Source organism: Comamonas sp. MYb396 (genome assembly GCF_037479555.1).
Lineage (GTDB): Bacteria > Pseudomonadota > Gammaproteobacteria > Burkholderiales > Burkholderiaceae_C > Comamonas.
Map to the genome: position 1 here is coordinate 296,374 of NZ_JBBGYU010000004.1, position 12,964 is coordinate 309,337.

Annotated in this window: 13 protein-coding genes and 1 pseudogene; 5 read left to right on the plus strand and 9 right to left on the minus strand. The window is 63.9% G+C overall.

The annotated features are described in order from the left end of the window. The first annotated feature begins 366 nt into the window (after positions 1-366). A complete protein-coding gene (locus tag WH265_RS11615; RefSeq protein WP_021026027.1) occupies positions 367-696 on the plus strand; it encodes a hypothetical protein in 330 nt (109 codons plus the stop codon). An 85-nt stretch (positions 697-781) separates the two neighbouring features. Here WH265_RS11615 and WH265_RS11620 read toward each other — a convergent pair whose 3' ends face one another. Then, entirely contained in the window at positions 782-1,177 is a 396-nt protein-coding gene (locus WH265_RS11620; RefSeq protein ID WP_339558369.1) for a nuclear transport factor 2 family protein, read from the minus strand. Between the two features lie 118 nt (positions 1,178-1,295). Between WH265_RS11620 and WH265_RS11625 the strand changes: the two genes are divergently transcribed. From WH265_RS11625 to WH265_RS11635, 3 genes are all read left to right on the plus strand, one after another. Continuing rightward, on the plus strand, positions 1,296-1,718 hold the full coding sequence (locus tag WH265_RS11625; RefSeq protein ID WP_339558370.1) for a winged helix-turn-helix transcriptional regulator: 423 nt from the start codon (positions 1,296-1,298) through the stop codon (positions 1,716-1,718). Positions 1,719-1,791: 73 nt separating this feature from the next. Then, entirely contained in the window at positions 1,792-3,366 is a 1,575-nt protein-coding gene (gene rlmD, locus WH265_RS11630; protein ID WP_339558371.1) for a 23S rRNA (uracil(1939)-C(5))-methyltransferase RlmD, read from the plus strand. 129 nt (positions 3,367-3,495) lie between these two features. Further along, the gene (locus WH265_RS11635) at positions 3,496-3,903 is read left to right on the plus strand and encodes a GlcG/HbpS family heme-binding protein (protein ID WP_116925544.1); all 408 of its coding nucleotides are present in this window, start codon (positions 3,496-3,498) and stop codon (positions 3,901-3,903) included. Between the two features lie 101 nt (positions 3,904-4,004). Here WH265_RS11635 and WH265_RS11640 read toward each other — a convergent pair whose 3' ends face one another. The 7 genes and pseudogenes from WH265_RS11640 to WH265_RS11670 form a co-directional block, all read right to left on the minus strand. Continuing rightward, a complete protein-coding gene (locus WH265_RS11640) occupies positions 4,005-5,090 on the minus strand; it encodes a metallophosphoesterase (RefSeq protein WP_339558372.1) in 1,086 nt (361 codons plus the stop codon). A 133-nt stretch (positions 5,091-5,223) separates the two neighbouring features. Further along, complete coding sequence (locus tag WH265_RS11645) at positions 5,224-5,739, minus strand: dihydrofolate reductase (protein WP_339558373.1); 516 nt, start codon at positions 5,737-5,739, stop codon at positions 5,224-5,226. Further along, a complete protein-coding gene (locus WH265_RS11650; protein WP_339558374.1) occupies positions 5,736-6,815 on the minus strand; it encodes an acyltransferase family protein in 1,080 nt (359 codons plus the stop codon). Before WH265_RS11650 ends, WH265_RS11645 begins: the two co-directional genes overlap by 4 nt. 112 nt (positions 6,816-6,927) lie before the next feature. After that, positions 6,928-7,575 carry a glutathione S-transferase gene (locus tag WH265_RS11655; protein WP_339558498.1) on the minus strand — a complete coding sequence of 216 codons (648 nt, stop codon included), beginning with the start codon at positions 7,573-7,575 and terminating at the stop codon, positions 6,928-6,930. A gap of 321 nt (positions 7,576-7,896) precedes the next feature. Then, a pseudogene (gene trhO / locus WH265_RS11660) lies at positions 7,897-8,553 on the minus strand (oxygen-dependent tRNA uridine(34) hydroxylase TrhO); the annotation flags it as partial. A gap of 311 nt (positions 8,554-8,864) precedes the next feature. Continuing rightward, positions 8,865-9,395, minus strand: a complete 531-nt coding sequence (locus WH265_RS11665) for a DUF3617 domain-containing protein (protein ID WP_312987551.1) — start codon at positions 9,393-9,395, stop codon at positions 8,865-8,867. Between the two features lie 147 nt (positions 9,396-9,542). After that, positions 9,543-10,439, minus strand: coding sequence for a LysR substrate-binding domain-containing protein (locus tag WH265_RS11670; protein ID WP_339535029.1), 897 nt, complete (start codon positions 10,437-10,439; stop codon positions 9,543-9,545). A gap of 116 nt (positions 10,440-10,555) precedes the next feature. Here WH265_RS11670 and bla point away from each other — a divergent pair, with 116 nt between their 5' ends. Next, positions 10,556-11,446, plus strand: coding sequence for a class A beta-lactamase (gene bla / locus WH265_RS11675; RefSeq protein WP_445228518.1), 891 nt, complete (start codon positions 10,556-10,558; stop codon positions 11,444-11,446). A 133-nt stretch (positions 11,447-11,579) separates the two neighbouring features. On the opposite strand, the gene argA is transcribed toward bla, so the two are convergent. Continuing rightward, positions 11,580-12,926 carry an amino-acid N-acetyltransferase gene (argA, locus tag WH265_RS11680; RefSeq protein ID WP_021026037.1) on the minus strand — a complete coding sequence of 449 codons (1,347 nt, stop codon included), beginning with the start codon at positions 12,924-12,926 and terminating at the stop codon, positions 11,580-11,582. Positions 12,927-12,964 lie beyond the last annotated feature (38 nt).

The window sequence follows — 12,964 nt, forward strand, 5'->3', positions numbered from 1 at the left end:
CCATCGGCTGCGCGGGTTTCATCGAAAAAATGCGTGGCTGTGCGAAAAGATCGTTGGCTGGCCAAAACGACCCTGGAGCTGAACGGGCCCCAAGAGTCGCCCCACGATGAAACAATCACAGTTGCGAGGGCGCTGGGCATGTGTACATGCGCAAGGCCCCTGACAGCGGCGATGGACGAATAATAACATTGAATGAGAATAATTATCAATACTGATATTGATAAATCCTGCTGACTTGCTTCATTTGTGTAAGTTTTTGTTTTTGGTTGATTTTTCTTGACCTTTTCCCTGGAAATGGGGATGCAGCGTTTAGGAAAATTTGGTAACTTCGCAGTATCGATAAAAAATATTGCGGGAGTTCCAACCATGTCCGGTTCCAGTTACAGCTTCAAATCCACAGCGCTTGCGATGCTGGCGCTCACGGCCTCGGCCTGGGCGCAGGCTGCCTGCTACACGGTCTATGACAGCAAGAACGAGGTGGTGTATCGCAGTGCTGAGCCTCCAGTGGACATGTCCAAGCCGCTGCACCAGACGGCAAGCGAGCTGCCCAGCGGCAGCCGTGTTGTCTTCACGCCCAACAATGCCGTGTGCGTCACCGAGGTGCATGCACTGCCCGGCGGCAAAAAGCTGACGTCCAGCAGCGCCAACATGGTCACTGACCAGTTGAGCCTGGGCAGCATGATCACCGCGCAGTAAGCGCATCACCAAATACCGAAGGGCAGCGTGGCTGCCCTTCGTGTTTTTGAAGCAGGCATGTACCATGCTGGCCTGCATAGCGCTGTTAGCCCCAGAAGGCGTCTTCTGCGTCCTGGTCCTCGGAGAACAGCCAGACCTCCCGGATGAGTCCGTTCTCAACCCGCAGCACATCAATGCCCGACATGGCGATGGCTGCACCTGGCTTTTCAGCGCAGAAGTGCAAGGAGGTGCTGACCAGATCGCCCTGTGCCATCAGCGGGCCGACCTTGTCGATGCGAAAGCTTCCCTGGCTGCGCTGCATGAACTGGCCCAGCAGCGCGAAGACGGCAGCCTTACCACGGTGCAGTCCAGATAACGTGCCCTTGCCGGGCTGGTGCCATTCAATATCGTCACTGAAAGCGGCGCCAACGCCGTCGAGATCGCCTCGTGCGACTGCCTCGAAGTAGCCGCGTACGACATCCATGTTCTGTGCTGTGTTCATAGTCATTCCTCGTTGAATAAACGCAAGCTGCATTGAGCAGATGCATGAAAATGATGAGCTTAAAGGTGGCGATAAATAGTTGCAATAAGACACTGAAAAGTGACATAGGAACCAAAAAGTGACCATCGACCCCTGCCGCCCCGCCTGGAACCCCTATCTCGCCACCTGCCCCACCAGACAGGTGCTGGACTGCGTAGCCGACAAATGGACGGTGCTGGTGCTGGGACTGCTGCGCGCAGGGCCGTGGCGGTTTGGGCAGTTGCGCAAGGGCATTGAGGGCCTGTCTCAAAAGATGCTGACGCAAACGCTGCGGGCGTTGGAGCGTGATGGCATTGTCCGGCGCGAAGTCTTTGCCTGTTCGCCGCCCAAAGTGGAATACAGCCTGACCCCGCTGGGCCAGTCGCTGGCTGCCACGCTGGATGCGCTGCGCCTGTGGGCCGAGCGGCACATGGATGAGGTGATGCGCCACCGGGACCTGTATGACGAGGCGGCAGCACAGCAAGACCCGGCATTGCCAAAGCTGATCTGGGCTCCACCGTGATTTTTTGCGCTCCCGCACGCCAAATTGCCAGAGGTTGGCCGCAGGCCATTGCCCAGCCTGCGAAAATACCGGGATGAGCCAAGCGCAGACCCCACAGAATATTCCCGAATCCCCCGATGCCGCCGAAGCGGCCCAGTTCCCCGCAGATGCTTTGAAGATCGTGTCCATGGACATGGACGCCCAGGGCGTGGCGCGCCGTGCCGATGGCAAGGTCGTCTTTGTCGATGGCGCGCTGCCTACCGAATGGGTGAGTGCCAAGACCCGGCGCAAGAAAAACAACTGGGAGCAGGCCGATCTGCTGCAGATCCACCGCGAGTCGTCGCAGCGCGTGCGGCCCGGCTGCCCCAACTTTGGCCTGCATGCCGGCGCCTGCGGCGGCTGCAAGATGCAGCATCTGCATGTGGGCGCGCAAATCGCGACCAAGCAGCGCGTGCTCGAAGACAACCTCTGGCACCTGGGCAAGGTGGTGGCCGAGACGGTGATGCGCCCCATCGAGGGCCCCAGCTGGGGTTACCGCTTCCGCTCGCGCCTGTCGGTGCGCTATGTCGCCAAGAAGGGCAAGGTGCTGGTGGGCTTCCATGAGCGCAAGAGCCGCTACATCGCCGACATGGAAACCTGCAAGATCTTGCCGCCCCATGTCGATGCCTTGCTGATGCCGATGCGCGCGCTGATCGGCAGCCTCGATGCCCGCGAGACCTGCCCGCAGATCGAGGTGGCCTGCGGCGACCAGGTCACCGCCTTGGTGCTGCGCCACCTGGAGCCCCTGAGCGACGCCGATATGCAGCGCCTGCGCGATTTTGCTGCAGCCCACAAGGTGCAATGGTGGCTGCAACCCAAGGGGCCGGACACCGTGCACCTGATGGATGGCGTGGGCGAGCAGCTGTCCTATGCGCTGCCCGATTTCGGCATCACGATGCCGTTCAAGCCCACCGACTTCACCCAGGTCAACCCGCACATCAACCAGGTGCTGGTGACGCGCTCGCTGCGCCTGCTGGATGCCAAGAAGACCGAGCGGGTGATCGACTGGTTCTGCGGCCTGGGCAACTTCACCTTGCCGATTGGCACGATGGCCGGCGAGGTGCTGGGCATCGAGGGCTCGGAGACCCTGGTGCAGCGCTCGCACGAGAACTATGCCGCCAACAATGCGACGCGCCCTGAAGGCAGCGCGCTGGCGCCCACGCGCTTTGTGGCCCGCAATCTGTTCGAGATGACGCCCGAGATGCTGATCGCCGACGGCCAGGCCGACAAGTGGCTGGTCGATCCACCGCGTGAAGGCGCGTTTGCGCTGTCCAAGGCGCTGGCCGACATCCACAAGGCGCGCCACCAGGTGCCCGATACCGCGCCGCTGCCTGACAGCGCCAAGGACTGGACACCGCCCAAGCGCATCGTCTATGTGAGCTGCAACCCCGCGACGCTGGCGCGCGATGCCGGACTGCTGGTGCACCAGGCCGGCTACCGCTGTGTGGCTGCGGGCGTGGTCAATATGTTCCCGCATACCGCCCACGTCGAGAGCATGGCCGTGTTTGAATGGGATGGCCATGCGCCTTCGGTCAAGACCGAGGGGGAGACGGCCAACGTGGAGACGGCCGCCGTGGAGACGGCCGACGCTGCCGAGCCGAGCGCTGCAGCAGAAAACGCAGCAGCCTGATGCCGCCGGGGGATTACCCCCGTTTTAGGCACAAATGCTGTGATGCATGTGATTGATTAGCGTGCTGGAATGCCGTTAAGCTGGCAGGCTGAACAACCGGGTTTCCCGAATTTTTTCCAAGGAGTCACCATGAAAACCAAAGCAGTGCTGGAGTTGGCCGACGTCAAGGCGGTGTTGAATGCGGCCGAGGCCGAAGCGGTCAAGAACCAATGGATCGTCAGCATTGCGGTGGTGGACGACGGCGGCAACCTGCTGGGCATGATCCGCCGCGACGGCGCAGCCCCCGTGTCGGCCCACATCTGCGTGGCCAAGGCCCGCACCTCGGCGCTGGGCCGCCGCGAGAGCAAGGGTTTTGAGGACATGATCAATGGTGGCCGCACCGCTTTCCTGAGCGCTCCGCTGATCGACGGCATGCTCGAAGGCGGCGTGCCGATCATCAAGGACGGTGAGTGCCTGGGCGCCGTGGGCGTCAGCGGTGTCAAGGCACCTGAAGATGCACAGATCGCCAAGGCGGGTATTGCGGCCCTGGGGCTGTAAGGCATAGCCCTTGCGCCTTGCCAAGGTGCAGAGGGCTTCGGCCCATCAACGACAAAGCGGCCATTGGCCGCTTTTTCGCGTCTGAATGTGTAGCTGGGGCGTCAAACCAGCGCCGGTGCGGGCGCCTGTAGAAAGTGCGTGGTGGGCGCTGCGCTGCCATCGTCGAGCATCAGCACCCGCTCGGGCCAGCGCAGCGCTGCGAGCTTGAAATCCTGCTCAGGCGGCTGGCCGGCGAGCCGGGCCGTCCAGCGCGCGCCCACGGAGAAGTCCACACAAAACACATTGCCGCGCAGGCCATGCCAGGCATGCGGGTTGATATCGGCGAACAAATCCTGGTCACCCTTGCCCAGCACCGAGCGGTCAAGCTCATGGATGCGGCGCCAGTAGTGGCCGACGATGACCGGCGTGTTGTCGGTATAGGCATCCCACCAGGCCACACGCTCGACAAAGCGCCATTTGCCGCCGGCATAGAAGGGCTCGCTGCCGCGGCGCTCCACACCGCAGCTGAGCACCTTCAAGGGGTTGTACTGGGATTTGTTCAGCTCGCTGTCCGCATGCGCGGGCATGAACGGCGGGCAATGGGCGCCGTCTTCCAGGTGGTAGGGCCAGGCCTGGTTTTCGGCCTTCAGCCGGGCCGGAATGCCCAGGGTCTTGGCGTGCAGATAGGCCTCTTGCTCCAGGCGGTCATAGTCCTGGGCGACATGGCCGGGCCGCAGTGCGCGTGCCTGGTTGATCTTGTCGTCGATCCAGGCGGCATGGACGATGCGCAGGTCGGGCCGCTCCAACGCGAGCGGCAGCTGGCGCAAAAAGGGCAGCATTTCGTCGTCAAAGGCCTGGTCCGCGCGCACATAGGGCGCGTATTTGGGATTGTCGGCCTCGATGCGCTCGTCAAAGTACCAGCCCGAGCCGTCCTTGGCATCTTCGCGCAGCAGGTTGATTTCATGGTTGCCGAGCACCGCGCAGGCATGGCCGTTTTCTACCCAGCGGCGCACCAGCGCCAGCACGCCGGGGCTGTCCGGGCCCCGGTCGCAGAAATCGCCGACAAACACCAGCGTACGGCCTGCCGGGTGGCCGCCATGGTCGTCATAGCCCAGATGCCGAACCAGCGACTCCAGTGCCTGGCGCTCGCCGTGCACATCGCCGATCACATCCAACGGGCCGGCGGGCAACGCTTGTACCAGGCTCATCGTCACAGTGTTCCGTCTTGTTGCAGCGCCCGGTGCTTGGGGCCCGGCGCGCCACAGATTGCTATTCGATGAAATCCATTTTGCATGAATTTGCTGCGCCGCACCAGCGTGGTGCCATCGGTGAGCGGCGCGCTCAGGCGGGCTGGCGCTGGTAGCAGACAAACGCAAAGGGCAGGCCGTTGCTGCTGGTGTGGCGCTCACGCGAGACCTCTTGCCACTGGTCGCCGAGCACCGGCGCATGGGCATCGCCGTCAAAGTCCTGGTCGATCTCGGTCACCCAGACTTCGTCGGCCAGGGCCAGCGACTGGGTATAGATCTGCGCCCCGCCAATCACCCAGACGGGCTGGCCCAGCGCCTGGGCCGTGCTGAGTGCCTGCTCCAGATCAGCGGCGACATGGACGCGTTCGCTGGCCGGGCTGGGCTGCCAGCCGCTTTGGCGTGTGACGACCACATTGTCGCGGCCTGGCAGCGGGCGAAAGCGCGGCGGCAGCGAATCCCAGGTCTTGCGGCCCATGACGACGGTGCCTCCCGCCGTCTTTTGCTTGAAAAAGGCCATGTCCTCGGGCAGGTGCCAGGGCAGTTGGTTGTCGCGGCCGATGACGCCATTGCGGGCGCGGGCAAAGATCAGATGGATACGGGCTGGTGTCATGGCGTGCGGGCCGCCCAGCGCGCAATGGCGCGCCGGCAGGCCTGGTAAATGGGGTGTTCGATCGCGTGGTAGTACAGGGCCGACAGCGCGACCAAGGCCGCCAGCACCAGCAGCAGGCTGAGCGAGCGGTGGGGAATGTCGAGCGCCATCGATGTGATGGCGCGTTGCACGAGCTGGAACACCAGCAGATGCAGCAAATAGATTGCAAAGGAATAGTCGCCGAGCTTGGCGAGCAGCTGCCATGCCCGGTGCTGGGGCATTGGCAGCAGCAAGGCTGCCGCCACCAGGGCGGTGGTGGCGCTGCCCACCAGCAGCGCGCGGTCCGCCCAGTGGTAAAAACCGACGATGCCAGGCGCATACAAAGTGGCGGTGTGGCTGTAGTACACCGCTGTGGCGCCCAGCAGTGCACTGGCCAGCAGCCAGGCGTACCAGCGCTGCTGCGGGTAGCGCTGCAAAAAGCGGTACATGAAGTAGCCGGCAAAGAATTCCAGCACCAGGGGCGCGGCATAGAACCAGATGAGTGGTGTGGTCTGCGCAAACATGTCCGGCCGGTAGCGGCCGGTGGCCGCGTAGTGCAGCACCAGCACCACCATGGTCAGGCCCCAGGCAGCGAGGGCCCGGTCGCGCCAGGGCTTGGGCAAGAGCAGGCTGGCGCCAATGAGCAGGTAGAAATACAGCTCAAAGACCAGGGTCCAGGTCACCGCATTGATGTGCAGGCTGAAATTGGCCGGATAGAGCAGCGCCGACGACAGCAGGTTCACATCCGGCGGCATGGCACCCAGCGCCTGCAATCCAACGACGTAGAGCAGCATCGCCGGCCACCAGCCGGTGTAGATGCGGGAAAAGCGGGTAGCAACAAATTGGGCGGAAGGACGCAGGCCGGTGGGTGTGTTGCTGGTGGCCAGCGCCATGATGACGCCGCTGATCACAAAGAAGATATCGACACCGACAAAGCCGCCCTCGGCAATGGCGCGCAGCCAGCCAGGAAGCTCGGGGAAGAAGCTATAGGTGCGCGCATGGTAGAGCGCCACCCACAGGGCGGCAGCAAAACGCAGAATCTGGATGGACTGGATCATGGCACGGTGGTGGGCGCAGGCGGTCAATGCCGGGCAAGCGCTGCAGCGGGCGCTGGGATGCGCATCCGCTGGCAGTGCTTGTCACTTGCGTGCCGGCAGGGGCGGTGTCCGTTCAGCGGAACAGCACGCCCGCTTCGTCCGGGTGCCAGGCAGGGTATTTTTCCATCACCTGCTCGAACAGTGCTGAATCGGTCAGACGCAGCAGCCAGGCTTGCAGATGGGGCCAGGGATGATTCTGCCATGCGGCCTCATCGATGCTGGCAAACTGGCGCACAAAGGGGCGGATGGCCATGTCGGCCAGGCTCGGGTCGCGGCCAAACAGGTAGCCGGTCGCAGCCAGCTGCTGGTTCAGTGCATCCAAAAAGGCCTGGGCAGTGGCCGCTGCGGCAGCGGAGTCTGCTTGCGGGTAGCGACTGGGGTATTTGCAGCGGTCCAGCGCGGGTTTGAATTCGCTGTCATGGCGGGCGATCAGCGCCTGCATCTCGCCCAGGCTGCCGGCGGTGGGGCTGAGCCACTGATCGGGGTCGTTCTGGCGCAGCGCCCAGAGCATGATCTCCAGGCTCTCTTCGAGCACCGTGCCATCGGCGAGCACTAGCACCGGCACGGTGGCCTTGGGCGATGCATCCAGCAGCGCCTGGGGCTTGTCCTTGAGGACGACCTCGCGCAGCTGGCAGGCGATGCCGGCATAGGCCAGCGCCAGGCGGGCCCGCATCGCATAGGGGCAGCGGCGGAACGAGTACAGCACCGGCAGGCCTTGCAAGGCTTCTTGCTGCGCGGCGATCTTTTGCTGGCGCGATTGCTGTGAGCTGGCCTGGGTGTGGCCCAGATGGGTGTCGCCGCGCTTCTGCGCCAGGTCCATCTGCCGCTGGCGTTCGGCCAGCGACTGCAGTTGCTCAGGCGTGCGGCTGCCATGGCAGTAGGGGCAGCTGACGCCGCGCACATAGTGGGCGTGGGCCAGCTCGGCTGCGCCCAGCGGCATGCGGCAGCTGCGGCACAGCTGGTGCGGGCCGCGCACCAGGCCGTGGCCGACCGAGACGCGCTCGTCAAACACAAAGCAGTCGCCCCACCACATCGACTCGTCCTCGGCCACCGTCTCCAGGTACTTGAGGATGCCGCCTTCGAGATGGTAGACCTGGTCAAAGCCCTGGGTCTTCATGTAGGCGGTGGATTTTTCGCAGCGGATGCCTCCGGTGCAGAACATCGCCACCTTTTGCTTGCCATGCAGCGCGCCGCCGGGCTGGGACTGCTCGGCCACCCATTGTGGAAACTCGGTAAAGCTCTTGGTGTGCGGGTTGATTGCGCCTTCAAAGCTGCCAATGCCCACTTCGTAGTCATTGCGCGTGTCGACCAGCACCACATCGGGCTGGCTGATCAGCGCATTCCAGTCCTCAGGCTTCACATACTGGCCGGCATTGCGCGCCGGGTTCAACTCGGGCACGCCCAGGGTCACGATCTCCTGCTTGAGGCGCACGCGCATGCGGTAGAAGGGGTTGCTGTCGGCATAGGCCTCCTTGTGCACCAGATGGGTCAGGCGCGGGTCGCGCTTGAGCCAGTCCAGCACCGCCTGCACATCGGCAGGCAGCCCGGCAATCGTGCCGTTGATACCTTCATGGGCGAGCAGCAGCAGGCCCTTGACCTGGTGCTGGTCACACAGCGCCTGCAAGGGCTGCTGCCACTGGGCAAACTCCGGCAGATCGATGAACTGGTAAAGCGCGGCGGTAAGGTATTGCTGGGACATGGAGAAAATCTGCGAAAAATGCGCGCCCGCAGGCCGTATTTTTCGGGGTAGTGCATAGGAAAAGCCAGGTGGACTGGAGGAGGGCCCTTCGATCCACCAACTTGGGGTGGCCCCATGGGGCTGGCACCGGCAGGGTGGCCTGCGCAGGCATCCTCATGGCGGGCGGGCCGCAGTCCAACGGCTGAACATCGTACTGTATCTGAATCGCCCATTTCTAGACCTGGATCAGCAAAATGGCCCAGCGTGCAGGCGTAAAAAAGCCCGGCAGGGCCGGGCGTGTTTGCGGCGCTTGCGGGCTTACCGCTGCCTGATCACTTGGGGCTCAGGCCCGTGATGTCGTAGAAGTTGATCTTGCCGCCGCCTTCAAAGACGCGGTCACCGGGGTTGATGCCGGCGGGGCAGGCGCCCAGATACTCGCCCTTGATATTGCGGGTGGTCTCTACCGTGCTGCCATCGGGCATCTGCTGCTTGGTGACCGACAGCACATGGAAGTTGTGCTGGAAGTCGCCGGTGATCTTGCGGCTGCTCTCGATGCGCTGCTCGGTCTGGCCGACCTTGCAGTTGGAGGTGAATTGCCAGCCATTGCTGTCCTTCAGGCTCGCGGTCTTGCATTGCTGCACATCGTACTTGGCCTTTTGCAGCTCACGGGTCTTGTAGAAGGTGTCCTTGTCCATGCAGTCCTGGAACTGGACGGTCTGGCCTTCCTGGTCCGTGGAGCTGATCTGCCAGTGGCCCGACTTGGGGCGGGGCAGGTCTTCGATATCGCCGGTGGTGGCGCAACCGGCGGCCAGCAAGGCGGCGGCCACGGCGGACAGGGAGGCGAGGTAACGGGTAGAAAGCATGGATGTCCTCTCGGTGGTTGTCATGCCGCATCGCTGCAGCGTGTTTTTGTACAAGAACGCGTCGTTACTTTATATCCTAGGCGGCGCGCTGCCCGCGCATTGTCTGACAAGGGCCGGGCCGCGTGTAGGAGAGCACCCGGCGGCGTGCTAGGGCAGCGCTGCAGCGCGCGTATCGGGGGGCTGCTCCTGCCCGCATTGCGCGAGCAGCCAGCGCTCGAAGGTCTGCATCGCCAACGTGGGGCTGCGCGATTTCAGCTGCGTGAGCCAGTAGCTGCCGGTGTCCAAGGTCTGCGCGAGCGGCGCGACCAGGCGGCCTGCCTGCAGGTCCCGGGAAAACAGGCGCAAGGGCAGCAGCGCGACGCCCAGGCCCTGCGCTGCCGCTTCGGCCAGCGTGAGCGATGAATCGAACACGGTGCCGCGCAGGCTGGGGCAGGCGAGCTTGTTCTGGGCGAACCAATGCTCCCACTCGCCTGCGCGGTAGGTGCGCAGCAAGGTCTCGCGCGCCAGGTCGGCCGGCTGCTGCAGGCGTGCGGCAATCGCTGGGGCGCACATGGGTGTGAGCGGCGCCTGCAGCAGCTGCCGGGCCGCCGTGCCATGCCAGGCGCCATCGCCAAAGCGGATCGCGCAGTCCCAGCCTTCACCCGCCAGGTCCACCCGGTTGTTGTGGGTGAACAGGCGCAGGTCGACAAAGGCATGGGCCTCCTGAAAGGCGCGCAGCCGGGGCAGCAGCCAGCCCACCGCAAACGTGCCCACGACGCCGACCGACAGCACCTCGTGCGGCCGCCTGTCCTGCACCTGGGCCAAGGCGCGCGACAGGCTGCCAAAGGCCTGGGCCACCGCCGGCACCAGGGCCATGCCTTCATCGGTCAACGCCAGGCCGCGCGGCAGGCGGCGAAACAGCGGTTTGCCCAGCTGGTCTTCGAGCTGGCGAATGTGCTGGCTGATGGCGGCCTGGGTCACATGCAGCTCCAGCGCCGCCCGCGTCAGATTGAGGTGGCGTGCTGCGGCATCGAAGGCGCGCAGGGCATTCAAAGGCAGGTGCATAAGCTATAAGTTTTTCTTGTGGGTTTTCTTGGTTTTCATCGTTGGTCAAGCGCGCGGGATCTCGGTAAATTGACGCCTGTCCACCGGATAACAACGAATTTTAAGGATTGAAAGCCATGTACAGAAGAAAGTTTTTCTTGACTATGGGTGCTGCCAGCCTGGTCGCCACCTCCGCACGCGCCTGGGCCGCTGCGCCATCGGCAGACAAGGCGGCAGAGCGCCAGTTTGCCCAGGCCATGCAGGCCCTCGAGCGCGCAGTGGGCGGGCGCCTGGGCGTGTCGGCGCTGAACACCGTGACCGGCGCGGCGCTGGGCTGGCGCCAGAATGAGCGCTTTGCGATGTGCAGCACCTTCAAGATGCTGCTGGCCGCCCAGGTGCTCTCGCGAGTGGATGCCGGCCAGGACCGGCTGGATGCCACGCTGACGTTTGACCGCTCGGTGCTGGTCGAGCATTCGCCGGTGACCGAGAAATTTGCCGGCAGGGCCCCGATGACGGTTGAGGCGCTGTGCGACGCCATCATGACGATCAGCGACAACGGCGCTGCGAACCTGCTGCTGGAGCGCGTGGGTGGCCCGGCCAGTTTTACCGCCTATATGCGCAGCTTGGGTGACCCGACCACGCGGCTGGACCGCATCGAGCCGGCGATGAGCGAATCCAAACCCGGCGATGTGCGCGATACGACCAGCCCGCTGGCGATGCTGAGCAGCATGCGCGCGCTGACCCTGGGCAAGGCCTTGAGCGCCGCCCACCGCGAAAGACTCGTCGGCTGGATGCAAGCCAATACGACGGGCGACCACTGCCTGCGCGCAGGTGCCCCGGGCTGGAAGGTGGCGGACAAGACCGGCTCGGGACCGGGCACCCGCAACGACATTGGCCTGCTGTGGGCGCCCGGTGCTGCGACGCCGATTCTGGTGACCAGCTACTTGACCGAATGCAAGGCCGAGCCCAAGGCGCGTGATGCGGCACTGGCCCGGGTGGCCGCCGAGCTGGTGAAGCTTTGGGGCTAACTGGGGATTGAATGGGGGATGGATCGGGCGCTGATCGCCCCGCTTCAAACAGAACTGCCCCTTGTCAGGGGCAGTTTGGGTCAAGGGCGCTGCCGGCGCGGGCAGGGCCCCTTGGCGCGTTAGCGCCGGGCGATCACAGGTACTTGACCAGCACCTGGCTCTTGCGGCTCCAGTTGTACTTGGCCTTGCGCTGCTCGGGCAGCCAGTCCGGATCCACCGGCTGGAAGCCGCGCTTGAGGAACCAGTGCATCGTGCGGGTGGTGAGCACAAAAATGCTCTTGAGGCCCGTGGCGCGGGCGCGTTGCTCGATGCGCTTGAGCAGCTTTTCGCCGTCACCCGTGCCCTGGCTTTGCGGCGATACGGTCACAGCAGCCATCTCGGCGGTGCCCGCTTCCGGGTAGGGGTAGAGGGCCGCGCAGCCGAAGATCACGCCATCGTGCTCGATGATGGTGTAGGCGGAGATATCACGCTCGATCTCGGTGCGGCTGCGCTTGACCAGGGTGCCATCCTTCTCGAAAGGCTCGATCAGCTGCAAAATGCCGCCGACATCATCGGGCTTGGCCTCGCGCAGCTCTTCGAGGCGCTCATCAATCACCATGGTGCCGATGCCATCGTGCACATAGACTTCCAGCAGCAGCGCGCCGTCGGTCGCAAAGGGCAGGATGTGGCTGCGCTCCACGCCTTCCTTGCAGGCCTTGACGCAATGCTGCAGATAAAAACCGACATCGGTGGGCAAGGTGGCGGGCGGCAACTGGGCAAGCAGCTTTTGCGCCACATCCAGCGGCAGCTCGGTGTCGACCGGGTTGTCTTCTCCTTCGGGCTCCAGCGGGTTCAGGCGGATGCCGGCCACTTCGGTGAGAAACATCAGCTTGTCGGCTTTGAGCTCAATGGCCACGCGCGTGGCCACCTCTTCCATGCTGAGGTTGAAGGCCTCGCCCGTGGGCGAGAAGCCAAACGGCGAGACCAGTACCATCGCGCCCATGTCCAGGGTGCGGTGGATGCCGCCGACATCGACCTTGCGCACCAGGCCCGAATGCATGAAATCGACGCCATCGACAATGCCGACCGGGCGCGCGGTGACAAAGTTGCCCGAGATCACGCGCACCGTGGCGCCGGCCATCGGCGTATTGGGCAGGCCCTGGCTGAAGGCCGCTTCAATCTCGAAGCGCAGCTGGCCCGCGGCCTCCTGGGCGCAGTCGAGCGCCACCGAATCGGTCACCCGGATGCCATGCGAGTAACGCGGCGCATGGCCCTTGGCCGCCAGCTGCTCATTGACCTGGGGCCTAAAACCATGGACCAGCACGATCTTGACACCCAGCGCCTGGATCAAGGCCAGATCCTGGGCAATCGATTGCAGCTTGCCCGCTGCAATCGCCTCACCTGTCACGCCCACTACAAAAGTCTGGTTGCGAAACTTATGGATATAAGGCGCCACCGAGCGGAACCAGGGCACAAAGGTGAAATTGAATACAGCGGACATGGGGGTGGGGTGTGGGGGTATTTCCTAGAAGCACGCCA

What these genes read in the sequence shown, in the direction of transcription:
- WH265_RS11615 (WP_021026027.1), top strand. Translation starts at nt 367, where the DNA reads ATGTCCGGTTCCAGTTACAGCTTCAAATCCACAGCGCTTGCGATGCTG.
- WH265_RS11665 (WP_312987551.1), bottom strand. Translation starts at nt 9,395, where the DNA reads ATGCTTTCTACCCGTTACCTCGCCTCCCTGTCCGCCGTGGCCGCCGCC.
- argA (WP_021026037.1), bottom strand. Translation starts at nt 12,926, where the DNA reads ATGTCCGCTGTATTCAATTTCACCTTTGTGCCCTGGTTCCGCTCGGTG.
- rlmD (WP_339558371.1), top strand. Translation starts at nt 1,792, where the DNA reads ATGAGCCAAGCGCAGACCCCACAGAATATTCCCGAATCCCCCGATGCC.
- WH265_RS11635 (WP_116925544.1), top strand. Translation starts at nt 3,496, where the DNA reads ATGAAAACCAAAGCAGTGCTGGAGTTGGCCGACGTCAAGGCGGTGTTG.
- WH265_RS11650 (WP_339558374.1), bottom strand. Translation starts at nt 6,815, where the DNA reads ATGATCCAGTCCATCCAGATTCTGCGTTTTGCTGCCGCCCTGTGGGTG.
- bla (WP_445228518.1), top strand. Translation starts at nt 10,556, where the DNA reads ATGTACAGAAGAAAGTTTTTCTTGACTATGGGTGCTGCCAGCCTGGTC.
- WH265_RS11640 (WP_339558372.1), bottom strand. Translation starts at nt 5,090, where the DNA reads ATGAGCCTGGTACAAGCGTTGCCCGCCGGCCCGTTGGATGTGATCGGC.
- WH265_RS11620 (WP_339558369.1), bottom strand. Translation starts at nt 1,177, where the DNA reads ATGAACACAGCACAGAACATGGATGTCGTACGCGGCTACTTCGAGGCA.
- WH265_RS11670 (WP_339535029.1), bottom strand. Translation starts at nt 10,439, where the DNA reads ATGCACCTGCCTTTGAATGCCCTGCGCGCCTTCGATGCCGCAGCACGC.
- WH265_RS11645 (WP_339558373.1), bottom strand. Translation starts at nt 5,739, where the DNA reads ATGACACCAGCCCGTATCCATCTGATCTTTGCCCGCGCCCGCAATGGC.